At 74.7% G+C, this 21,238-nt stretch carries 19 protein-coding genes and 1 pseudogene; 9 read left to right on the top strand and 11 right to left on the bottom strand.

Annotated elements, in window-relative coordinates; translation table 11 throughout:
- A pseudogene (locus IF73_RS0134870) lies at positions 1 to 194 on the bottom strand (hypothetical protein); the annotation flags it as partial.
- 106 nt (positions 195 to 300) lie between these two features.
- Between IF73_RS0134870 and IF73_RS0134875 the strand changes: the two are divergent.
- The gene (locus IF73_RS0134875; RefSeq protein WP_031015002.1) at positions 301 to 1,503 is read left to right on the top strand and encodes an amino acid deaminase/aldolase; all 1,203 of its coding nucleotides are present in this window, start codon (positions 301 to 303) and stop codon (positions 1,501 to 1,503) included.
- Positions 1,504 to 1,506: 3 nt separating this feature from the next.
- On the opposite strand, the gene IF73_RS0134880 is transcribed toward IF73_RS0134875, so the two are convergent.
- Genes IF73_RS0134880 through IF73_RS0134890 form a run of 3 tightly spaced genes read right to left on the bottom strand, consistent with a single transcriptional unit; the run spans position 1,507 to position 5,063 of the window.
- Positions 1,507 to 2,292: a 3-oxoacyl-ACP reductase gene (locus IF73_RS0134880; RefSeq protein WP_031015005.1), complete on the bottom strand. Its 786-nt coding sequence runs from the start codon at positions 2,290 to 2,292 to the stop codon at positions 1,507 to 1,509.
- Positions 2,293 to 2,294: 2 nt separating this feature from the next.
- On the bottom strand, positions 2,295 to 3,659 hold the full coding sequence (locus IF73_RS0134885; RefSeq protein ID WP_031015008.1) for an aldehyde dehydrogenase family protein: 1,365 nt from the start codon (positions 3,657 to 3,659) through the stop codon (positions 2,295 to 2,297).
- A gap of 39 nt (positions 3,660 to 3,698) precedes the next feature.
- Positions 3,699 to 5,063 (bottom strand): glutamine synthetase family protein, encoded by a 1,365-nt coding sequence (locus IF73_RS0134890; protein WP_031015012.1) that lies wholly within the window; start codon positions 5,061 to 5,063, stop codon positions 3,699 to 3,701.
- Positions 5,064 to 5,157: 94 nt separating this feature from the next.
- Between IF73_RS0134890 and IF73_RS0134895 the strand changes: the two genes are divergently transcribed.
- Both IF73_RS0134895 and IF73_RS0134900 read left to right on the top strand, forming a co-directional pair.
- Entirely contained in the window at positions 5,158 to 5,892 is a 735-nt protein-coding gene (locus IF73_RS0134895; RefSeq protein ID WP_031015013.1) for a FadR/GntR family transcriptional regulator, read from the top strand.
- A 79-nt stretch (positions 5,893 to 5,971) separates the two neighbouring features.
- On the top strand, positions 5,972 to 6,676 hold the full coding sequence (locus IF73_RS0134900; RefSeq protein ID WP_031015017.1) for a gamma-glutamyl-gamma-aminobutyrate hydrolase family protein: 705 nt from the start codon (positions 5,972 to 5,974) through the stop codon (positions 6,674 to 6,676).
- Between the two features lie 59 nt (positions 6,677 to 6,735).
- On the opposite strand, the gene IF73_RS0134905 is transcribed toward IF73_RS0134900, so the two are convergent.
- Positions 6,736 to 8,181 carry a purine-cytosine permease family protein gene (locus IF73_RS0134905; protein WP_031015018.1) on the bottom strand — a complete coding sequence of 482 codons (1,446 nt, stop codon included), beginning with the start codon at positions 8,179 to 8,181 and terminating at the stop codon, positions 6,736 to 6,738.
- Between the two features lie 67 nt (positions 8,182 to 8,248).
- Here IF73_RS0134905 and IF73_RS0134910 point away from each other — a divergent pair, with 67 nt between their 5' ends.
- Both IF73_RS0134910 and IF73_RS0134915 read left to right on the top strand, forming a co-directional pair.
- Positions 8,249 to 8,956 carry a TetR/AcrR family transcriptional regulator gene (locus tag IF73_RS0134910; RefSeq protein WP_078868422.1) on the top strand — a complete coding sequence of 236 codons (708 nt, stop codon included), beginning with the start codon at positions 8,249 to 8,251 and terminating at the stop codon, positions 8,954 to 8,956.
- An 83-nt stretch (positions 8,957 to 9,039) separates the two neighbouring features.
- On the top strand, positions 9,040 to 10,671 hold the full coding sequence (locus IF73_RS0134915) for an amidohydrolase (protein ID WP_031015035.1): 1,632 nt from the start codon (positions 9,040 to 9,042) through the stop codon (positions 10,669 to 10,671).
- 6 nt (positions 10,672 to 10,677) lie between these two features.
- Here the strand turns inward: IF73_RS0134915 and IF73_RS0134920 are convergent, their stop codons facing one another.
- Positions 10,678 to 11,745, bottom strand: a complete 1,068-nt coding sequence (locus IF73_RS0134920; protein ID WP_078868423.1) for a LysR family transcriptional regulator — start codon at positions 11,743 to 11,745, stop codon at positions 10,678 to 10,680.
- Positions 11,746 to 11,815: 70 nt separating this feature from the next.
- On the opposite strand from IF73_RS0134920, the gene IF73_RS0134925 reads away from it, so the two are divergent.
- The gene (locus IF73_RS0134925; protein ID WP_031015040.1) at positions 11,816 to 12,976 is read left to right on the top strand and encodes a TDT family transporter; all 1,161 of its coding nucleotides are present in this window, start codon (positions 11,816 to 11,818) and stop codon (positions 12,974 to 12,976) included.
- On the opposite strand, the gene IF73_RS0134930 is transcribed toward IF73_RS0134925, so the two are convergent.
- From IF73_RS0134930 to IF73_RS0134945, 4 genes are all read right to left on the bottom strand, one after another.
- Positions 12,903 to 13,646, bottom strand: a complete 744-nt coding sequence (locus IF73_RS0134930) for a helical backbone metal receptor (protein ID WP_031015042.1) — start codon at positions 13,644 to 13,646, stop codon at positions 12,903 to 12,905. The genes IF73_RS0134925 and IF73_RS0134930 overlap by 74 nt on opposite strands.
- Positions 13,643 to 14,194 (bottom strand): helix-turn-helix domain-containing protein, encoded by a 552-nt coding sequence (locus IF73_RS0134935; protein WP_031015043.1) that lies wholly within the window; start codon positions 14,192 to 14,194, stop codon positions 13,643 to 13,645. The genes IF73_RS0134930 and IF73_RS0134935 overlap by 4 nt, the downstream gene beginning before the upstream one ends.
- Before the next feature lie 164 nt (positions 14,195 to 14,358).
- Positions 14,359 to 16,167, bottom strand: a complete 1,809-nt coding sequence (locus IF73_RS0134940) for an ABC transporter permease/substrate binding protein (RefSeq protein ID WP_031015045.1) — start codon at positions 16,165 to 16,167, stop codon at positions 14,359 to 14,361.
- A complete protein-coding gene (locus IF73_RS0134945) occupies positions 16,160 to 17,221 on the bottom strand; it encodes a quaternary amine ABC transporter ATP-binding protein (protein ID WP_031015047.1) in 1,062 nt (353 codons plus the stop codon). Before IF73_RS0134945 ends, IF73_RS0134940 begins: the two co-directional genes overlap by 8 nt.
- Before the next feature lie 262 nt (positions 17,222 to 17,483).
- Between IF73_RS0134945 and IF73_RS0134950 the strand changes: the two genes are divergently transcribed.
- Together IF73_RS0134950 and IF73_RS0134955 are read left to right on the top strand one after the other, a co-directional pair.
- Positions 17,484 to 18,404 carry a 5'-3' exonuclease gene (locus IF73_RS0134950; protein ID WP_031015050.1) on the top strand — a complete coding sequence of 307 codons (921 nt, stop codon included), beginning with the start codon at positions 17,484 to 17,486 and terminating at the stop codon, positions 18,402 to 18,404.
- 143 nt (positions 18,405 to 18,547) lie between these two features.
- Positions 18,548 to 19,396, top strand: coding sequence for a siderophore-interacting protein (locus IF73_RS0134955; RefSeq protein ID WP_031015051.1), 849 nt, complete (start codon positions 18,548 to 18,550; stop codon positions 19,394 to 19,396).
- A 53-nt stretch (positions 19,397 to 19,449) separates the two neighbouring features.
- Here the strand turns inward: IF73_RS0134955 and IF73_RS0134960 are convergent, their stop codons facing one another.
- Positions 19,450 to 20,127 carry a MerR family transcriptional regulator gene (locus IF73_RS0134960; RefSeq protein WP_051717627.1) on the bottom strand — a complete coding sequence of 226 codons (678 nt, stop codon included), beginning with the start codon at positions 20,125 to 20,127 and terminating at the stop codon, positions 19,450 to 19,452.
- 213 nt (positions 20,128 to 20,340) lie between these two features.
- On the opposite strand from IF73_RS0134960, the gene IF73_RS0134965 reads away from it, so the two are divergent.
- A partial coding sequence (locus IF73_RS0134965; RefSeq protein WP_031015053.1) for a hypothetical protein occupies positions 20,341 to 21,238 on the top strand: 898 nt, incomplete at its 3' end.

A 21,238-nucleotide genomic window follows, 5' to 3' on the forward strand; every position in this document is an offset into this window, starting at 1 on the left:
TCCGGGGGGCGCGGGGGCGTGCCGGTCGCGGGGGGCGGGGTGGCCGGGCGGGAGGGGGTGAGGTCGGTGGTGAGGGCCGAGAGGCCGCTCTTGGGGGGCTTCGCGGGGGCCTGCTTCCCGGGCTCCGCGGGGGTCGCCGGCGGCGGGAGGGTCTCGGTGACGCGGGGCGCGCGGGGGTTCTGCTCGCTGGTCATCCCGCCCCCTGCTCCTGCCGACAATGCCCGTCACTCTACGGGCTGTTCCCCGCCGCGCGGGAACCCAGGGGTACCCACCCCCCTGACGGTCTGGCAAGCTCGGGCCATGACTCCCCGTGCCGCCGACCGCGCCCGGTACGACCGGGCCACCGCCGCCCTCGACGCGCCGCTGGCGCTCGTCGATCTAGAGGCGTTCGACGCGAACGCGGACGATCTGGTGCGCCGGGCGGGCGGGAAGCCGGTCCGGGTGGCCAGCAAGTCGGTGCGGTGCCGGGCGCTCCTGGAGCGGGTGCTGGCGCGGGAGGGCTTCGCCGGGGTCATGTCGTTCACGCTCGCCGAGTCGCTGTGGCTGGCGCGGGCCGGGTTCGAGGACGTCCTGCTCGCCTATCCGTCGGCCGACCGGGCCGGCTTCGCCGAGCTCGCGCGGGATCCGAAGCTCGCCGCCGCCGTGACCGTGATGGTCGACGACGTGGCGCAGCTCGATCTGGTGGACGCGGCCCGGGCCGGCGGCACGGAGGAGATCCGGGTCTGTCTGGAGATGGACACCTCGCTGCGTCTGCTGGGCGGCCGGGTGCGGATCGGGGCGCGGCGCTCGCCGCTGCGGACGCCGGAGCGGCTGGCCGAGCTGGCCCGCTCGGTGGTCCGCCGGCCGGGGTTCCGGCTGGTGGGCCTGATGGCGTACGAGGGGCATGTGGCGGGGGTCGGGGACGCGGTGGCCGGCCGGCCGCTGCGGTCGCGGGCGGTCCGCGCGATGCAGGCGGTGGCCCGCCGGGAGCTGGCCGAGCGGCGGGCGGCGGTGGTCGGGGCCGTACGGGCGGTGGCGCCGGACCTGGAGTTCGTGAACGGCGGCGGCACCGGCAGCGTGCAGCACACGGCGGCCGAGGCGGCGGTCACCGAGATCGCCGCCGGGTCCGGGCTCTACGTGCCGCGGCTCTTCGACGACTACGCGTCCTTCAGCGGCCGGCCGGCGGCGCTCTTCGCGCAGCCCGTGGTGCGGCGGCCGGGCGTCGGGGTCGTGACCGTGCTCGGCGGCGGCTATCCGGCGTCCGGCGCGGCCGGGCGGGACCGGCTGCCCGTCCCGTATCTGCCGGAGGGACTGCGGTACGACCCGCAGGAGGGCCCCGGCGAGGTGCAGACCCCGCTGCTCGGCTCGCCGGCGGACGATCTGCGGATCGGCGACAAGGTGTGGTTCCGGCACGCGAAGGCCGGCGAGCTGTGCGAGCGGTTCGAGGTGCTGCACCTGGTGCAGGGGGACCGTGTGGTGGACACGGTCCCCACCTACCGGGGCGAGGGCCGGACCTTCCTGTAGGTCCTACAGCGGGGTGACGTAGGCGCCCGAGATGCCGCCGTCGACGAGGAAGTCGGAGGCGTTGACGAACGAGGAGTCGTCGCTGGCGAGGAAGGCGACGGCGGCCGCGATCTCGTCCGCCTCGGCGAACCGGCCCACCGGGATGTGGACGAGCCGGCGGGCGGCCCGCTCCGGGTCCGTGGCGAACAGCTCCTGGAGGAGCGGGGTGTTGACCGGGCCGGGGCAGAGCGCGTTGACCCGGATGCCCTCGCGGGCGAACTGGACGCCGAGCTCGCGGGACATGGCGAGGACGCCGCCCTTGGAGGCGGTGTACGAGATCTGGCTGGTCGCCGCGCCCATGACCGCCACGAACGAGGCGGTGTTGATGATGGAGCCCTTCCCCTGGCGCCGCATGTACGGCAGGGCGGCCTTGCAGCAGAGGTAGACGGAGGTGAGGTTGACGTCCTGGACGCGCTTCCACGCCTCCAGGCCGGTCTCCAGGATGGAGTCGTCGTCGGGCGGGGAGATGCCGGCGTTGTTGAAGGCGACGTCGACGGAGCCGTAGGTCTCGAAGGCGACCCGGAAGAGGTTCTCGACCTCTTCCGGGTCGGTGACGTCGACCTGGACGAAGGTGCCGCCGACGGCCTCGGCGGCGGCCTTGCCGGCCCGCTCGTCGATGTCGCCGCAGACGACGTTCGCCCCTTCGGAGGCGAGGCGGCGGGCGGTGGCGAGGCCGATGCCGCTGCCGGCACCGGTGATGACGGCGGTGCGGCCGACGAGCCGGCGGCAGATGATCTCTTCGGTGGTCATGGTCAGCCTTCCGTGCTGATGAAGACGTTCTTGGTCTCGGTGAAGGCGGTCAGGGCGTCGGGGCCGAGCTCCCGGCCGAGCCCGGACTGGCGGAAGCCGCCGAACGGGGTCCAGTAGCGGACGCTGGAGTGGGAGTTGACGGAGAGGTTGCCGGCCCGGACGGCGCGGGAGGCGCGCAGGGCGCGGCCGACGTCACGGGTCCAGATCGAGCCCGAGAGGCCGTAGGGGGTGGCGTTGGCGAGCCGGATCGCGTCGGCCTCGTCCTCGAAGGGGAGGACGACGGCGACGGGTCCGAAGATCTCCTTGACGGCGCAGGGCGCGTCCTCGGGGAGGCCGGTGAGGACGGTCGGCGGGAACCAGAAGCCGGGCCCCTCGGGCGCCTTTCCGCGGATGGCCTCGGCGTCCTCGGGGACGTAGGAGCGGACCCGGTCGAGCTGGGCGCGGGAGATCAGCGGCCCCATCTGGGTGCGCTCGTCGAGCGGGTCGCCGACGACGGTCTCCTCGATCGCCGGGGCGAGGAGCTCCAGGAAGCGGTCGTACGCGCCGCGCTGCACGAGGATCCGGGTGCGGGCGCAGCAGTCCTGGCCGCTGTTGTCGAGGAAGGCCATGGGGGCCGCGGCGGCCGCCGCCTCGATGTCGGCGTCGGCGAAGACGATGTTGGGGCTCTTGCCGCCGAGTTCGAGGGTGAGCCGTTTCACCTGGTCGGCGCACTTCGCCATGATCGCCTTGCCGACCCGGGTGGAGCCGGTGAAGACGATCTTGGCGACGCCGGGGTGGGTGACGAGGGCGTCGCCGGCGACGGGGCCCTCGCCGGGGAGGACCTGGAAGAGGTGCTCGGGGAGTCCGGCCTCCAGGGCGAGCGCGGCGAGGCGCAGCGCGGTGAGCGGGGTGGTCTCGGCCGGTTTGAGGATGACCGCGTTGCCGGCGGCGAGGGCGGGCGCGGTGGCCCAGGCGGCGATCGGCATGGGGAAGTTCCAGGGCGCGATGACGCCGATCACGCCGAGGGGTTCGAGGAGGGTGACGTCGAGGCCGCCGGGGACGGGGATCTGGCGTCCGGTCAGCCGCTCGACGCCGCCGGCCGCGTAGTCGAGGAGGTCGCGGACGTTCCCTGCCTCCCAGCGGGCGTTGCCGAGGGTGTGGCCGGCCTCGCGGACCTCCAGGAGGGCGAGTTCCTCGGTGTGGGCGTCGACGACGGCGGCGAAGCGGCGGAGCAGCCGGGCGCGGTCGGCGGGGGCGGCGGCGGCCCAGGCGGTCTGCGCGGCGGCCGCGCGCGTGACGGCGGCGTCGACGTCGGCGCGGTCGGCGGCGGGGACGGTGGCGACGGGTTCTTCCGTCGCCGGGTTCAGTACCTGGAGGGCGGTGGGCAAGGACTCGGTCCTCTCAGCGGAGTTCTTCGGCGGCGTTCTTCAGAGGCGTTCGAAGGAGCGGCGCAGTTCCCAGTCCGTGACGGCCGCGTCGAAGGCGGCGAGTTCGACCCGGGCCATGTTGCGGTAGTGGGCGACGACCTCGGCGCCGAACGCCTCCTTGGCGATCTCGCTGGTCTCCCAGAGTTCGGCGGCCTCGCGCAGGGTGGTGGGGACGTGGGCGTGGTCGGCGGCGTAGGCGTTCCCGGTGCAGGGCGGCGGGAGTTCGAGGCCCCGCTCGATGCCGTGGAGGCCGGCGGCGATCATGGCGGCGACGGCGAGGTAGGGGTTGACGTCGCCGCCGGGGACCCGGTTCTCGAAGCGGGTGGAGGGTCCGTGGCCGACGGTCCGGAAGGCGCAGGTGCGGTTGTCGTGGCCCCAGGCGACGGCGGTGGGGGCGAAGGAGCCGGGCTGGAAGCGCTTGTAGGAGTTGATGTTGGGGGCGAGGAGGAGGGTGAGGTCGCGGAGGCCGGCGAGCTGTCCGGCGAGGAAGTGCCGCATGACCGGGGACATCCCGTGCGGGTCGTCGCCGGCCATCACGTTGGTGCCGGCCGCGTCCTGGAGGGAGAGGTGGATGTGGCAGGAGTTGCCCTCGCGCTCGTTGTACTTGGCCATGAAGGTGAGCGAGACGCCCTCCTGGGAGGCGATCTCCTTGGCGCCGGTCTTGTAGACGGCGTGCTGGTCGCAGGTGACCAGGGCCTCGTCGTAGCGGAAGGCGATCTCGTGCTGGCCGGGGTTGCACTCGCCCTTGGCGGACTCGACGGTGAGGCCGGCGGCGGCCATCTCGTTGCGGATGCGGCGGAGGAGGGGTTCGACGCGGCCGGTGCCGAGGACGGAGTAGTCGATGTTGTACTGGTTGGCCGGCGTGAGGCCCCGGTAGCCGGCGTCCCACGCCTGCTCGTAGGTGTCCCGGAAGACGATGAACTCCAGCTCGGTGCCGACGTGGGCGGTGAGGCCGAGGGCGGCGAGCCGGTCCAGCTGGCGCCGCAGGATCTGGCGGGGCGCGGCGACGACGGGCGATCCGTCGGCCCAGGTCAGGTCGGCGGTGACCAGGGCGGTGGCCTCGTTCCAGGGGACCCGGCGGAGCGTGGCGAGGTCGGGGCGCATGGCGAAGTCGCCGTAGCCGCGGTCCCAGGAGGACATCGCGTAGCCGTCGACGGTGTTCATCTCGGTGTCGACGGCGAGGAGGTAGTTGCAGCCCTCGGTGCCGTGGGCGAGGACCTCGTCGAGGAAGAAGGGGGCGGCGAACCGCTTCCCCTGGAGCCGGCCCTGCATGTCCGGGAAGGCCAGGACGACGGTGTCGATCTCGCCGCCGGCCACCAGGGAGCGCAGTTCCTCGACGGTGAGCGGGGGTGTGCGGTCTGCCACGGGACGACTCTCCTCGTTCGGCCTGCCGGGAGTCATAAGGTATGGGGGGAGACCATTGCTTGGGAAGTACCAGGGGAAGGGGCGACGAGAAGTGATCCGTACGAGTGAACCGGGCGGCCCGGCCGACCGGCTGACGCCGGTGCTGCGCCCGGTCCGGGCCGGCAACGGCTTCGAGGAGGCCCTGGAGCAGATCCTCCAGGTGGTCCGGCTGGGCCTGGTCCCGGACGGCGAACGGCTGCCCGCCGAGCGGGAGCTGGCCGAGCGGATGGGGATCAGCCGGGTCACGCTCCGCGAGGTCCTGAAGGTGCTCCAGGAGCAGGGCCTGGTGGAGAGCCGGCGCGGCCGGTACGGCGGAACGTTCGTGCTGCCGCGCCCGCAGGACCCCGACGAGGCGGAGCTGCGCCGCCGGATCGCCGCCGTCGACATGGAGGACGCGCTGCGCTTCCGGGAGGTCCTGGAGGTGGGCGCGGCCGGGCTGTGCGCGGCGCACGGCCTGGACGCGGCGGGCGCGGAGCGGCTGCGGGCGGCGCTGGCGGCCACGCATGACGCGCCGCTGGCGGACTACCGCCGCCAGGACACGCTGCTCCACCTCACGCTGGCCGAGCTCTCCGGCTCCCCCAGCCTGACGGCCCGGTACGCGGCGGTCCGCGCGACCGTCAACGACCTGCTCGACTGCATCCCGCTCCTGGTGCGCAACCTGGAGCACTCCCAGCACCAGCACACGGCGCTGGTGGAGGCGGTCCTGGAGGGGGACGCGGACGCGGCGCGCGAGGTGGCGCGCGAGCACTGCGCGGGGACGGCGGCGCTGCTCCGCGGCTTCCTGGCGTGAAAGGTATGTCCGCGGCCCATTGAGGCGCGCGGCGCCCTATTGTCGGCGCCATGTTCCGCACCTACCAGGAGGCAGCCCCGTGACCGAGCCGCTCATCGGTGTGACGACCTATCTCGACCGGGCCCGGTGGCGGGTCTGGGACATGCCGGCGGCGCTGCTGCCCGCGCAGTACCCGCGGTACGTGCGGGACGGCGGCGGTCTGGTGGTGATGCTGCCGCCGGACGCGCCGGCCGCGGCGGCCGCGGTGCTGGCCCGGCTGGACGGTCTGGTGGTGGCGGGCGGGGCGGATGTGGAGCCCGTACGGTACGGGGCCGAGCCCGATCCGCGGACCGGTCCGCCGGCGCGGGACCGGGACTCCTGGGAGCTGGCGCTGATCGACGCGGCGCTCGCCTCCGGCACCCCGCTGCTCGGTGTCTGCCGGGGGATGCAGCTGCTCAACGTGGCGCTGGGCGGGACGCTGACGCAGCATCTGGACGGGCACGTGGAGGCGGAGGGGGTGATGGGGCGGCACCCGGTGAAGCCGGTGCCGGGGACGCTGTACGCGTCCCTCGTCCCCGAGCAGGCCGACGTGCCGACCTATCACCATCAGGCCGTGGACCGGCTGGGCGCGGGCCTGGTGCCCTCGGCGTACGCGGAGGACGGCACGGTGGAGGCGGTGGAGCTGGCGGAGCCGGCCTGGGCCCTCGGGGTGCAGTGGCATCCGGAGATGGGCGAGGACCCGCGGGTCGTCCGGGGTCTGGTCCGGGCGGCCGCCGCGCGGCGCGCGGCGGGCGGCCGGGGCTAGGGGGTGCGCGGGGCGGCCGGGGTGGGCGGTCCGGCCGCCCCGCGGTTCGGGGGCCGCGGTCAGGCGGCGGGGGTGGTGGCCGCGACCGGCCGCCGGCCGAGGGCCAGGTAGAGGACGGTGGCGACGGCCATGCCCACGGGCAGCGAGAGGTCCATGCCGACGGCGGCGGCGACCGGTCCCGTGTAGACGCTGTCGACGCACAGGGCTCCGGCCGCGATCCCGCCGAACAGGGCCGTGGCGCCGGCCGGGTTGACGCCGCCGGTGTACCAGAAGGGGCTGCCGGGGGTCTCGTCGGCGAGGGCGGCCGCGTCGTAGCGGTTGCGGCGGAGCAGGATGTCGGCGGCGTAGACGCACATCATCGGTCCGGTGAGGACGGTGATCACCTGGAGGGCGTTGCTGACGGTGTCCAGGAAGTCGGAGACCAGCAGCCCGTAGAGGGTGAGGGCGACGGCGACGGCCCCGTCGAGGAGGACGCTGACGGTGCGGCGGACACGCAGGCCCACGGCCTGGAGGGCGAGGCCGGCGCTGTAGGCGGTGAGGGCGTTGACGGCGATGGTGCCGAGGACCAGGGCGAGCAGGAAGACCGGGGTGAACCAGCCCGGAAGGATCCCCTGGAGCGCGGCCTGGGGGTCCGTCATGTCGACGGCGGTGGCGGCGAAGGCGCCCAGCGAGCAGACCACGACGCTCGGCACGAAGGCGCCGAGCGCGGTCCACAGCGCGATGGCGCGCGGGGAGCTGTCGCGGGGCAGGTAGCGGGAGAAGTCGGCGCTCGTGGTGTACGAGAGCGGGCCCGAGGCGATCATCGTGGTGCCCGCGATCAGCACCGCCCACAGCGCGGCGCCGGAGAGCCGCTCGGCGGGGGCGTACGAGAAGTCGGCGTGCCGGAACACGGCGAGGGCGACGACGGCGAACGCCCCGCTCAGGGCCAGCGTGATGGGCAGGTACAGCCGGATGATCAGCCCGTGCCCGTAGACGCTGATCGCCAGGGTGAGGGCGGCGACGACCACGATCACCGCGACCTGCACGGGGGTGTTCACCGGTATGCCGGTCTTCGCGACGAGCGCGAGGGCGGCGGTCGCGGCGGCGGCCAGGTTGAGCGCGAAGTAGCAGACGGAGACCAGCCAGCCGCCGACCGCGTTGTTCACGCGGTTGCCGTGGACGCCGTAGAGGGTGCGGGTGACCACCTCGCTGGGCGCGCCGGCGGCGGGACCCGAGGTGGCGAGCACGCCGGTGAGGACCCAGAAGAGGTTGCCGACGACGATGACGCCGATCGCCTGCGCCAGGGTGAGGCCCATCAGGACCAGCGTGCCGCCGATGACGAGGCTCAGGTAGTTGACGTTCGCCGCGGCCCAGACGGAGAACAGCTCGCGGGGGTGTCCGTGGCGCTCGCCGTCCGGGATGTGGTCGATGCCGTGGGCCTCGACGCGGCCGGGCCGGTCGCCCGCCGGCAGGGGTGCCGGCGCGCGCTCTGTCCCGGGGCGCGGGTCGGGGATCGTGGAAGCCATGCGGCCCTCCGGTGCGTGATTGCCCACCTGGTTGCTTATTGGTCGCACACTCAATAGCATCGCCGGTATGTCGTCAAGCGTCGAGCGCAAGCGAATCCGGAAATCACCCGAGGCCCGGCGGGCGGAGATCGTGGCGACCGCCGCGCGCGTCGCCCTGACCGAAGGGCTGGAGTGCGTCACCCTGCGGCGCGTCGCCGAGGAGCTCACCGTCCGGCCCGGACTGATCAGCCACTACTTCCCGTCGGCCGAGGACCTGGTGGCCGAGGCGTTCTCGGTCGCCGCCCTCGGCGAACTCGACACGCTGCTGCCGGCCGAGCGCCCGGACGGCACCCCCGCCCAGTACCTCGCCCGCTACTTCGCCCTGTCGTCCGGCGACGCCTACGACGACATCAGCCGCCTCTGGATCAACGCCCGGCACCTCAGCCGCTACCGGCCCGTCCTGCGGGACCGGGTCACCCGGATGGAACTGGCCTCCGACGACCGGCTGGAGGAACTGATCCGCGACGGCGTCGACCGCGGCGAGTTCCGCACCGAGGACCCCCGGTCGGCCGCCATCCAGATCCTCGTCGTCCTCGACGGCCTCGGCGCCCACGCCAACTCCGACCGCACCGACCGGCCCGCGGCCGTGACCCGCCTCGCCGTCAGCACCGCCGAACGCGCCCTCGACCTCCCCCACGGCACCCTCGACGCCCCCGGCGCCACCGGCACCCTGCCGCTCACCTACTCCCCGGCCGACGCCGCCGAAGCGGCGGTGGCGGCGGGCACCCGGGTCTGACGGCGGCGGACGCCCGTACGCGACACGGCGCGCCGCCCCGCCGCGCCCACCCCTCCCGTACCACCACCGCAAGGAGCTCCCCCGTGTCCACCCGACTCGTCCTGCACTCCGCCCGTCTGCTCGACCCCGGCACCGGGACCTTCCTCGCGGCGAGCGCGCTCGCCGTGGGCGAGGACGGGCGGATCGCCGCGCTCGGCGACGACCGCGAGGTACGGGAACTCGCCGGGCCCGCCACCCCCGTCGTCGACCTGAAGGGCGCCGTCGTCACCCCCGGCCTCGTCGACGGGCACGTCCACCCCGTCACCGGCGCCGAACTGACCGGCGGCCTCGACCTCTCCGGCTGCACCGGCCTCGCCGACGTCCGGGAGGCGCTGGCGCGCGAGGCGCGCCGCCTGCGCCGGGGCGAGTGGCTCTTCGCCTGGGGACTCGACCCGAACGTCTTCGGCGACAGGCCGGTCGGCATCGCCCCCTTCGACACCGTCCTGCACGGGGTGCCCGCCTTCCTGCTGCTCTTCGACGCGCACTCCGCCCTCGCCTCCCGCCGCGCCCTCGAACTCGCCGGCATCGACGGCCCGCGCGTCTTCGACCAGGCGTCCGCCGAGATCGTCTGCGACGCCGACGGGCGCCCCACCGGACTCCTCCAGGAGGACGCCGCCTGCGCCCTGGTCGAACGCGTCGCCCCGCAGCCGACCCGCGCCGAGCGCCTGGAGGGGCTGGCCGCCGCCCTGGCCGGGATGGCCGCGGCCGGCCTGACCGGCGGGCACGTCATGGACGCCAACGGCGACAGCCTCGACCTCTTCGCCGAGCTGGACGCCGCCGGCCGGCTGCCGCTGCGGCTCCGGGTGGCGCCGTGGTGCCAGCCCGGCACCGACGCCGCCGGCGTCCAGGAGCTGATCGCCCTGCAGGGGCGCGGCGGCGCGCTGTGGCAGGTCGCCGGCGTCAAGCTCTTCATGGACGGCACCATCGACAACGGCACCGCCTGGCTGGAGCGGCCCGACTGCCACGGCGAGTCCACCCACGCCTTCTGGCCGGACCCGGAGGCGTACACGGAGATCATCGGCGCGCTGCACCGCGCCGGGGTGCCGACGGCGACCCACGCCATCGGCGACGCCGCCGTCCGGCACGTCCTCGACGCCGTCGCGAAGGCGCGGGCCACCGGCGGCGACCCGGCGGTACGGCACCGGGTCGAGCACATCGAGACGGTCCCCGACGACACCCTGGGCCGCTTCGCGGAGCTGGGCGTCATCGCCTCCATGCAGCCCACCCACTGCTGCGACTTCACCCGCGCCGACCACACCGACAACTGGTCCCGCCGGCTCGGCGAGGAGCGCGCCGGGCGCGCCTGGCGCTGCCGGGACCTGGTGGACTCCGGGGCGACCGTGGTGCTCGGCTCGGACTGGCCGATCGCGCCGTTCCCGCCGCTGGGTGTGCTGGCCGGCGCCGTGCACCGCCGCCCGACCCGCGACCTGACCCAGCCGCCGCACGGCCCCGAGCAGGCGCTGACCCCGCTGGAGGCGCTGCGCGGGCTGACCACCGGACCCGCGTACGCGGCGGGCGAGGAGCGGTCCTCCGGCCGGCTCGCCCTCGGCCACCGCGCCGACCTCACGGTCCTCGCGGCCGACCCGCTCACCACCCCGGCCGCGGAACTCCCCGACGTCCCGGTCCTCCTGACGGCGGTCGACGGCCGCGTCACCCACCGGGCGGCGTGGCTGTGACCCTCCTCAGCCGCCCGGCCGCGCCCTCGTCAGGGCGAGCAGGTCGCGGGCCGGTCCGGTGGGCCGGTGGCCGGTCGGCCAGACGGCCCGCAGATCGCGGCTGAGCCGGACACCGGCGACCGGCACGGCCACCAGACGGCGGCCGGACAGCTCCTCGGCGATCGCCAGCTCGCTGAGGACCGCCGGACCCGCGCCGCTGACCGCCGCCGCCTTCACGGCGGTGGTGGAGGCCAGTTCGAGCAGCGGCCGGGCCAGCCCGCCGTGCCCGGCGAGGGCCGCGTCGAGGACCTGCCGGGTGCCGGAGCCGCGCTCCCGCAGCACCAGCGGCGTCGCGGCCAGCTCGGCCGGGTCGATCGGGGCGCGGCGCCGGGCCCAGGGATGCGAGGGCGCGGTCACCACCACGAGCCGGTCGTGGGCGACGACGGTGCCGTCGAGTCCGTCCGGGACGGCGAGCCCCTCGACGAAGCCGAGGTCCGCCTCGCCCGCGAGCAGCCGCTCCGCGACCACCGCCGAATTGCCCGCCTGGAGCGACACCGCGGTGTCCGGCCGCTCGGCGCGCAGCGCGATCAGCCAGCCCGGCAGCAGGTACTCGGCGATCGTCATGGACGCGACCACCCGCAGCCGCGAGTCGCGGCGCCCCCGCAGCGCCTGCACCCCCGCGTCGAACGCCTCGGCGGACTCCACGATCCGCCGCGCCCAGTCGGTGACCAGCGCGCCCGCGTCGGTGAGCCGGGAGCCGCGCGGCGAGCGGTCCACGAGGGCCACGCCGAGCTGCCGCTCCATCGAGCGGATGCGGCTGCTGGCCGCCGGCTGGGTGATGCCGACCTCGCGGGCCGCGGCGCCGAGGCTGCCGTGCCGGGCGACGGCGAGGAGCAGTTCGAGCGCGCCGAGGTCGGGGACCCGGTGCGACAGATGCGCCGTCGCCGGCTCCCACGCCCCCGGACCCGAGCCCGTGCCCGCACCGCCACCGGCCGCCGCGAGGGCCGCCGCGGCCGTCCTTCTCCCGGCGCCCCCGCCCGCGGCCGTGCCCGTGCCCCGCTCCGCCTCCGCGCCGCCGTCCCGCTCCCTGCTCATAAGGCCAGCTTATGACGTCATAGCCGCATGATCCCTGGTGGGGGCCCTGACCAGCGGCGACGGTGGAGTCATGGCAAGCCTCGCACCCTCCCGCCCCCTCCTCGGCGCCACCACCCCCGGCGCCAAGGCGACCCGTTCGGTCCGTCACCTCGGACCCAACTGGTACGCCTCCGTCATGGGCACCTCCGTCGTCGGCACCGCGGGCGCCGCGCTCCCCGTCACCGTGCCCGGTCTCCGTACCGTCTGCACCGCCGTCTGGGCGCTCTCCCTCGCGATGCTGCTGACCCTGCTCACCGCCCGGGCCGCGCACTGGCACCGCCACCGCGACCAGGCCCGCGCCCATCTCCTCGACCCGGCCGTGGCCCCCTTCTACGGCTGTCTGTCGATGGCGCTGCTCGCCGTCGGCGGCGGCACCCTGACCCTCGGCCGGGACTGGATCGGCCTTCCCGCCGCCGTCGCCCTCGACGCCGTCCTGTTCACCGCCGGCACCGCGGTGGGACTGGCCGCCGCCGTCGCCGTGCCGTACCTGATGGTGGTCCGGCACCGGATCGAGCAGGCGTCCCCCGTCTGGCTGCTGCCCGTCGTCGCCCCCATGGTCTCCGCCGCGCTCGGCCCCCTGCTCCTCCCCCACCTGCCCGAGGGGCAGGCCCGGCAGACCCTGCTGATCGGCTGCTACGCGATGTTCGGCATCAGTCTGCTCGCCACCCTGGTGATGCTGCCGCTGGTCTTCGGCCGGCTCGTCCTCGACGGCCCGCTGCCCCTCGCGCTCACCCCGACGCTCTTCCTCGTCCTGGGCCCCCTCGGCCAGTCGACCACCGCCGCCAACGCCTTCGCCGACGCCGCCGCCGGCGTCCTCCCCGACACCTACGCGCACGGCTTCGCCGCCTTCGCCGTCCTCTACGGCGTGCCCGTGACGGGCTTCGCCCTGCTGTGGCTGGCGCTGGCCGGGGCGATGGTGGTGCGGGCCCGGCGCGCGGGCATGGGCTTCGCGATGACCTGGTGGGCCTTCACCTTCCCCGTCGGCACCTGCGTCACCGGCGCCGAGGGGCTCGCCCGCCACACCGGCCTGGACGCCTTCCGCTGGCTCGCGATCGCCCTGTACGCGCTCCTCGCCGCGGCCTGGCTGGTGGCCGGCACCCACACCGTGCGCGGCCTGCTCAGCGGAGCGCTGCTCGCAGCTCCCGCGCCAGCACCCGCGGGGCTCGCGCCAGCGACGGCCCGTACCAGGTGAGCATCCGCCCGTCGACGAGCGCGGCCGCGGCCCCCGGGAACGCCTCGGGGCCGTCGGCCGCGGTGAAGCGGTACGGCTCGTCCGGGAGGACCACGAGCTCCGGGCGGGCCCCGGTCAGCTCGCCGAGCGGCACCTTCGGATAGCGCTCGGGGTGGTCCGCGTACAGGTTGCGGACGCCGAGGCGGGCGAGGAGGTCACCGGCGAAGGTGTCCCGGCCGAGCACCATCCAGGGCCGCCGCCAGATCGGGACGACGGCGGTGACCCCGTCCGCGACCGGCTCCACGCCGGCCCACGCCTCCTCCGCCTCCGCGAGCCAGCGCGGGCGGCGGGGCGCGCCGCAGGCGGCGAGGACCTCGCCGAGGGCGGTCAGCCCCTGGTCGAGGGTGCGGATCTCGGTGACCAGCACCTCGGCGCCGGCCTCCCGCAGGGCGTCCAGGTCGGCCGCCCGGTTCTCCTCCTCGTTGGCGAGGACGAGATCGGGCCGGAGCGCGAGCACGGCGGGCACGTCGGGGTTCTTGGTGCCGCCGATCCGGGCGACGTCGAGCCCGGCGGGGTGGGTGCACCAGTCGGTGGCGCCGACGAGCAGGCCGGGCGCGGTGACGGCGACGGCCTCGGTGAGCGAGGGCACCAGCGAGACGACCCTCGGCGTCCGGCCCCGGACCTCGGTCACTCCTCCTCGACCTCGACGTGGTCGGCGACCGCGACGACGAGGAGGCGGGTGCCCGGTTCGGTGGCGCGCCAGCGGTGCCGCACGCCGCCGGAGAGGTACAGGGAGTCGCCGCGGCCCAGCCGGTGGGCGCGGCCCTCGGCCTCGACCTCGGCGGCGCCGTCGGCGACGTACAGCAGCTCGTCGTTGCGGTGCTGGAACTCGCGGCCCGCGTCCTGCTCGCCGGTGAACTCCAGGGCGTGCAGCTGGTGCCGGCCGCGCACCAGGCGCCGTACCCCGTCCGGCATGGTGTCGGTGCCCTCGTCGGCGCGGACGACGTCGACCGTGCGGGCGGCCTCGGCGACGGCGAGGAGCTCCGCGGCGCTGGTCTGCAGGGCCTCGGCGACCAGCTCCAGGGAGCGGCGGCTGGGGCGGGCCCGCTCGTTCTCGATCTGGCTGAGGAAGGGCACGGAGAGGCCGCTGCGGGCCGCGACCACGGCCAGGGTGAGCTGGAGGGCCCGGCGCCGCCTCTTGACGGCCGCGCCCACGCGGGGTGCTTCCTTCTCGTCCATGGCCACTCCCTCCCTCTGCCGGCTGCCTCGTCGCGTCCCGACCGGTTACCTGCACCTTACGCAGCTTTGGGCCGGGGTTTCGCGTCGTGGCGGAAAGGGCCGGCGAAAGGGGCGGCCGCCGGTCACGTCCGGCGACCGCCCCTGTCCGGCGGGTGAGCTCCGCGTCACTGCGGGGCGAGCCGCTCCGCGAGCCCGGGCTGGGCGTCCAGCCACGTCCGGACGGCCTGCTGCTCCTTGCCCTTGCCGGTCCGCTGGATCTCCGCCTCCAGGCCGGTGAGCTGCTTCTCCGTGAGCCTGAACTCCTTCAGCCAGGCGCCCACCTCGGGGTTGTCCTCGCTGAAGCCCTTGCGGGCCAGGGTGTGCACGCCGTCGCCCTTGCCCCAGACGCCCTTGGGGTCGGCGAGCTTCGTCAGGTCGTGGGCGGAGTAGGCCCAGTGCGGGGACCAGAGGGTGACGACGACCGGCTCCTCGCGCTCGTAGGCGCGCTTCAGCTCGGCGAGCATGCCGGGGGTGGAGCCGTCGACGACCTCGTACTCGCCCTCCAGGCCGTACTCCTTGAGGACCTTGTCCTTGAGGATGCCCATCATCCCGGCGCTGGGCTCGATGCCGACGATGCGGCCCTTGAAGCGGTCGCCCTTGCCCTTCAGGTCGGCGAGCGACCTCACGTCCTTCACGTACGAGGGGACGCTGAGCTCCAGCGAGGTCGGGCCGTACCAGGAGCCCAGGTCCTCCAGCTTGTTCCCGTACTTCTCCAGGTACTGGGCGTGGGTGACGGGCAGCCAGGCGTCGGTCTGGAAGTCGAGCTGCCCGCCGGCCAGGCCGGTGTACAGCGCGCCGGCCTCCAGCTGCTTCGTCTCGACCTCGTAGCCGCGGCGCTCCAGGAGCTCCTTCCACAGGTAGGTGGAGGCGATGCCCTCGTCCCAGGGGATGTAGCCGATGCTGATCTTCCTGCCGTGGCCGGCGCCCGCGCCGGAGGCCGTCGTCGAGGTGGCGCCGGAGCCGCCGAGGAAGCCGGAGCCGCCCGCGACGAGCGCGAGGACGACGATGCCGACGAGCGCGGTGACGGGCTGCGGGCGGTGCGCCCACAGCTGCGCGGTGCGGCGCCTGGCGGTGGCCGCGCGGGCCTTGGCGAGGGCGCGGCGGCCCAGCGGGGAGACCTGGCGGCCCAGGGCGCCGGTCATCCGGTCGAGGTACATGGCGAGGACGACGATGGAGACGCCGGCCTCGAAGCCGAGGCCGATGTCGACGTTGCCGATGGCCCGGTAGACGGCGCCGCCCAGTCCGCCGCCGCCGACCATGCCGGCGATGACGACCATGGACAGGCCGAGCATGATGACCTGGTTGACGCCGGCCATGATCGTCGGGACGGCGAGCGGCAGCTGGACGCGGAGCAGGGTGTCGCGCGGGGTGGTGCCGAACGCCTCGGCGGCCTCGACGAGTTCGGCGTCGACCTGCCGGATGCCGAGCTCGGTCATCCGGACACCGGGCGGCAGCGCGAAGACGATGGTGGCGATGATGCCGGGGACGACGCCGACGCCGAAGAAGATGATGCCGGGGATCAGGTAGACCATCGCCGGCATGGTCTGCATGAAGTCGAGGACGGGCCGCAGCACCGCGCTGACCGTCTTCGAGCGGGCCGCCCAGATGCCGAGCGGGACGGCGATCACCAGGGTGACGAGGGTGGCGACGAGGACCAGCGAGAGCGTCGCCATCGCCTCGTCCCACAGCTGGACGGAGTCGACGAGCGCCAGGCCGGCGAAGGAGAGCAGACCGGCGGCGAGGCCGCGCAGCCACCAGGCGACGACGGCGAGGATGCCGGCGAGCAGCAGCGGCTGCGGCGCCGACAGGACGGCGTCGATGCCGTCGTAGAGGCCGGTGATGCCGCCGCTGACGGCGTCGAACAGCCACGAGAGCCGCGCCTGGAGCCAGTCGACGGAGCTGTCGACCCAGGAGCCGAGGGGAAGCCTAGGCATGGAGGGTCACCTCCTCGGCCGTGAGCCCGGTCGGTTCTCCGCCGAGCACGGCGAGAAGCCTTTCCTTGTGTACGACTCCGAGGGCGGGACCGCCGTCCTCCCGGACGGTCACCGGGTGCGGGCCCGCGGCGGCGAGCGCGCACAGGTCGGCGAGGAGCGTGTCGGGGCCGGCGACCGGGGCGTCCGGGTCGACGGGGCCCTCGGCGGAGGTCATGACGGCGGAGGCGGTGAGCACCCGGGAGCGGTCGACGTCCTGGATGAAGGAGGCCACGTAGTCGTCGGCGGGCCGGACGAGGATGTCCTCGGCGGTGCCGAGCTGCACGATCCGGCCGTCGCGCATGACGGCGACGCGGTCGCCGAGGCGCATGGCCTCGTTGAGGTCGTGGGTGATGAAGACGATGGTCTTCTTCAGCTTCTTCTGCAGCACCAGCAGCTGGTCCTGCATGTCACGGCGGATCAGCGGGTCGAGGGCGCTGAAGGACTCGTCCATGAGGAGCAGGTCGGCGTCGGTGGCGAGCGCCCGGGCCAGGCCCACGCGCTGCTGCATGCCGCCGGAGAGCTCGTCCGGCCAGGACTTCTCCCAGCCGGCCAGGCCGCACAGGGCCAGCGCCTCGGCGGCGCGGGTCTCGCGCTCGGCGCGCGGGACGCCCTGGACCTCCAGTCCGTAGCCGGCGTTCTCCAGGACGGTGCGGTGCGGGAAGAGCGCGAAGTGCTGGAAGACCATGCTGACGCGGCGGGAACGGACCTCGCGCAGCGCGCGGGGGGTGAGCGCGGTGAGGTCGTCGCCGTCGTAGAGGACGCGGCCCGCGGTCGGCTCGAGCAGGCCGTTGAGCATGCGCAGGAGGGTCGACTTGCCGGATCCGGAGAGGCCCATGACCACGAAGATCTGACCCGGTTCGACCACGAAGGACGCGTCGACGACGGCGGCGGTGACGCCGTCCTCGCGGAGCGCGTCGCGGTCGGCGCCGGCGGCGAGGGCACGGACGGCCTCGGACTCGTCGGCGGGGCGTCTGGCGAACACCTTGAACAGGTGGTCGGCCTGGAGCCTGGACACATTCACCTCACGGGTAGCAGGGAGGAACGGCCCGCTGCCCCCGCACACGTGCCGTGGAGCGCGGCGGGATCTGCCCGCACCACCCGTCGCGTACGGGGCCCACTGCTCAGGGCCCCTTACCGGGTCCGCTCCGGGCACGCGCCTGCCCCGGGCCTCCGGGGGCAAACGCGAAGGTGACGGGGGTCACGGGAGCGCCGTGCGCGGCCGGCTCCGCCCGGCTGTCGGCGGGGTGCGGCATGATCGGGGTGTGACGCGACGCCTGATGCTCCTGGACACCGCCAGCCTCTACTTCCGCGCGTACTTCGGCGTGCCGGACTCGGTCCGGGCCCCGGACGGGACGCCGGTGAACGCCGTGCGGGGGCTGCTCGACTTCATCGGCCGGCTGGTGCAGGACCACCGGCCGGACGAGCTCGTCGCCTGCTGGGACGACGACTGGCGGCCGCAGTGGCGGGTGGACCTGATCCCCTCGTACAAGGCACACCGGGTGGCCGTGGAGACCGCGACGGGGCCGGACGAGGAGGAGATCCCGGACACCCTGTCCCCGCAGGTCCCGGTGATCGAGTCCGTCCTCGCCGCGCTCGGCATCGCCCGGATCGGGGCCGCCGGATACGAGGCGGACGACGTGATCGGCACCCTGGCGGAGCGGGCGAAGGGCCCGGTCGACATCGTCACCGGCGACCGCGACCTCTTCCAGCTCGTCGACGACGAGCGGGCGGTCCGGGTGCTGTACCCGCGCAAGGGCGTCGGCGACTGCGACCTGGTGGACTCCGAGCTGATCCGCGCGAAGTACGGGGTGCGGCCCGACCAGTACGCGGACTTCGCCGCCCTCCGCGGCGACGCCAGCGACGGCCTGCCCGGCGTGAAGGGCATCGGCGAGAAGACCGCCGCGCAGCTGATCACCGAGTACGGCGACCTGGCGGGCGTACGGGCGGCCGCCGAGGACCGCACCTCCAAGCTGACCCCGGCCAAGCGGCGCGGCATCGTCGAGGCGGCGGCCTATCTGGACGTGGCCCCGACGGTGGTCCGGGTGGCCCGGGACGTACCGCTGCCGGAGTTCGACCCGGCGCTCCCGGCCGCCCCCCGCGACCCGGCGGCCCTGGAGGCACTGGCGACGCGCTGGAACCTCGGCGGGGCGCTCGGCCGGCTGCTGCCGGTCCTGGCGGACGGTCGCCCGGGGTCCTGACACGCCCCGCGCACACGCGGCCGCGTGCGGTGCTCACCGACGACGGTGCCGGGGCGCGAGCGACCGCGGGATGCTAGCTTAGGCATACCTAAGTCTCAGGTGTGCCACTGCGGCACGCCCCCAGGCAGTCAGGAGTATCCGCCGTGGCAGAGCAGCCGGCCCGCAAGGCCCCCCAGGCCACCGAGGCGCACGTCGTCCGCACCGAGCGGCTCACCCCGCACATGGTGCGGGTCGTCCTCGGCGGGCCGGGCCTCGACGGCTTCGACGCCGGCACGTACACCGACCACTACGTGAAGCTGCTCTTCGCCCCGGAAGGCGTGACCTACCCGGAGCCGTTCGACATGGAGCGGATCCGGGCCGAGCGGCCCCGCGAGGAGTGGCCGACCACCCGCACGTACACCGTGCGCGCCTGGGACCCCGTCCACCGCGAGCTGACCCTGGACTTCGTGGTCCACGGCGACGAGGGTCTGGCCGGCCCCTGGGCGGCCCGCGCCCGGGCGGGCGAGACGGTGCGGTTCCTCGGCCCCGGCGGCGGCTACACCCCGGACCCGGCGGCGGACTGGCACCTCCTCGCCGGCGACGAGAGCGCGCTGCCGGCGATCGCGGTGGCGCTGGAGCGGCTGCCCGCGGGTGCGCGGGTGCACGCCTTCGTGGAGATCGAGGACGCCGCCGACGAGCAGAAGTTCGCGACGGAGGCCGGCATCGAGGTGACCTGGCTGCACCGCTCCGGCCGCCCGGCCGGCGAGGCGCTCGTCGAGGCCGTGCGGGGGCTGGACTTCCCGGCGGGCGACGTGCACGCCTTTGTCCACGGTGAGGCCGGTTTCGTGAAGGAGCTCCGCCGCCATCTGCGCATGGAGCGGCGGGTGGCGCGCGAGCGTCTGTCCATCTCGGGCTACTGGCGCCTGGGCAAGACGGACGAGGCGTGGCGTGCGATCAAGCGCGAGTGGAACGAGCAGGTGGAGCGGGAGCAGGAGCCCCCGCAGGCCGCCTGACGTTCCCGGGAGGAGGGGCGGGAGCCGACGACGGCCCCCGCCCCTCCTCCGTTTCACTCCCCCTTCTCGTCCTGCTCCTCCTTGTCCTCCTGCTCCTCCTTGCCTCCGAAGAGGCGGTCCGAGGCGTCGATCTGGGCGAGGCGGCGGAGCGCGGCGAAGAGCGCGTCGCCGAGGACCGTGCCGACGGCGACGCTTTCGACCAGCTCCTCGCGGGCCACGTGGTGGGCGACGTAGGCGAGGTCGGCCTCGGCGACCCGCTCGGCCGCGTCCGCGTAGGCGCCGAGCACCTCACCGAACCGCTCGTGCCCGACGGACCCGAGGGCGGCGAGCGCGACCGCCAGCGCCTCGGCAGCCGGACTGCCGGGGAAGACCCGCCAGCCCCGCTCGCGGATGAGCGCGGCCACCTGCTCACGCGCCTCGTCCAGCCCCTCGTCCTCCGCGGGCTGGCCGCCGTAGCGGGGCACCATGCGCACGGCCGCCTCGCCGAGCAGGTCGTGGACGGGCCGGCCGGGGTCGTCGACGGCCTCGATCACCTCGCGCACCGCCGCCACGGACAGCCCGCCGACGTCGATCAGGGCGCGGATCAGGCGCAGCCGCCGTACGTGGGTCTCCTCGTACGCGGCCTGGTTCGGGCTCGTCAGCCGGCCGGCCGGGAGCAGTCCCTCCCGTACGTAGAACTTGATCGTGGGTACCGAGACCCCGGTCCTGCGGCTCAACTCACCGATGCGCACCGCGTGTTCACCTTTCGCTGCCGTGACGGCCCTTGCCGGACTCCCCTCCATCATAGATAGTGGCACTATCAGATAGCGGTAAGCGCCACTATCCATAACGACAACGGGGGGATCCGTATGTCCACGCGCACACCCATGCCCGCCTCCGCCGCCACGACCTCACCGGCCCCGAGCGGCCGCCTGCACCGGCCCCTCCTCTGGTTCGCCGCGGCGATGGCCGTCTTCGCGGTCGTCAGCGCGGGCGGCATCCTGCTCGACGACCGGACCCTGGTCGGCGCCCCGATCTGGACGAAGCCCTTCAAGTTCGCCGTCTCGTTCGTCGCCTACAGCCTGTCGCTGGCCTGGATGCTCAGCCTGCTCCCCCGCGCGAAACGCGCGGGCTGGTGGGCCGGCACCGTCGTCACGGTCACCAGCGCCCTGGAGATGGCGCTGATCACCCTCCAGGTCGTCCGCGGCAGGCAGAGCCACTTCAACCAGGAGACCGCCTTCGACGCCGCCGTCTTCCAGGCCATGGGCCTCACCGTGGTGATCCTGTGGCTGGCCGCCCTGACCATCGCCGTCCTCCTGCTGCGCACCCGCCTCCTCGACCCCGCCACCGCCTGGGCCGTCCGCCTCTCCTCCCTCATCGCCCTCGCCGGCGCCGCCGTCGGCTTCCTGATGGTCCAGCCCACCCCCGCCCAGCGCGCCGCCACCGACCCGCCGGTCGTCGGCGCCCACAGCGTCGGCGTCCCGGACGGCGGCCCCTCCCTCCCCGTCACCGGCTGGGCCGCCACCGGCGGAGACCTGCGCATCGCCCACTTCTTCGGCATGCACGCCCTCCAGCTCCTCCCCCTGCTCCTCCTCGTCCTGACCGCCCTGGCCCCCCGCCTCCCCCGCCTCGCCGACCCCGGGATCCGCCTCCGCCTGGTCCTCACCGCCTCCGCCGCCTACACCGCCACTTTCGCCCTCCTCACCTGGCAAGCCCTCCGAGGCCAGCCCCTCCTCCACCCCGACACCACCACCCTCACCACGGCGGCCGCGATCACGATCCTCACCGCCACAGCCACCGCCCTCTCCCTCCGGGGGGCTTCCGCCTCCCCCTCCCCCTCCCCCTCCCTGTCCCACCCCACCC

The sequence above is a fragment of the Streptomyces sp. NRRL F-5727 genome, from assembly GCF_000719555.1.
Classification (GTDB): Bacteria; Actinomycetota; Actinomycetes; order Streptomycetales; family Streptomycetaceae; genus Streptomyces.

Bases quoted from the DNA above. Each gene is read 5' to 3' on its own strand.
- IF73_RS0134875 (WP_031015002.1), top strand. From the start codon at position 301: ATGACTCCCCGTGCCGCCGACCGCGCCCGGTACGACCGGGCCACCGCC.
- IF73_RS0134880 (WP_031015005.1), bottom strand. From the start codon at position 2,292: ATGACCACCGAAGAGATCATCTGCCGCCGGCTCGTCGGCCGCACCGCC.
- IF73_RS0134905 (WP_031015018.1), bottom strand. From the start codon at position 8,181: ATGGCTTCCACGATCCCCGACCCGCGCCCCGGGACAGAGCGCGCGCCG.
- IF73_RS0134910 (WP_078868422.1), top strand. From the start codon at position 8,249: ATGTCGTCAAGCGTCGAGCGCAAGCGAATCCGGAAATCACCCGAGGCC.
- IF73_RS0134920 (WP_078868423.1), bottom strand. From the start codon at position 11,745: ATGAGCAGGGAGCGGGACGGCGGCGCGGAGGCGGAGCGGGGCACGGGC.
- IF73_RS0134925 (WP_031015040.1), top strand. From the start codon at position 11,816: ATGGCAAGCCTCGCACCCTCCCGCCCCCTCCTCGGCGCCACCACCCCC.
- IF73_RS0134935 (WP_031015043.1), bottom strand. From the start codon at position 14,194: ATGGACGAGAAGGAAGCACCCCGCGTGGGCGCGGCCGTCAAGAGGCGG.
- IF73_RS0134940 (WP_031015045.1), bottom strand. From the start codon at position 16,167: ATGCCTAGGCTTCCCCTCGGCTCCTGGGTCGACAGCTCCGTCGACTGG.
- IF73_RS0134950 (WP_031015050.1), top strand. From the start codon at position 17,484: ATGCTCCTGGACACCGCCAGCCTCTACTTCCGCGCGTACTTCGGCGTG.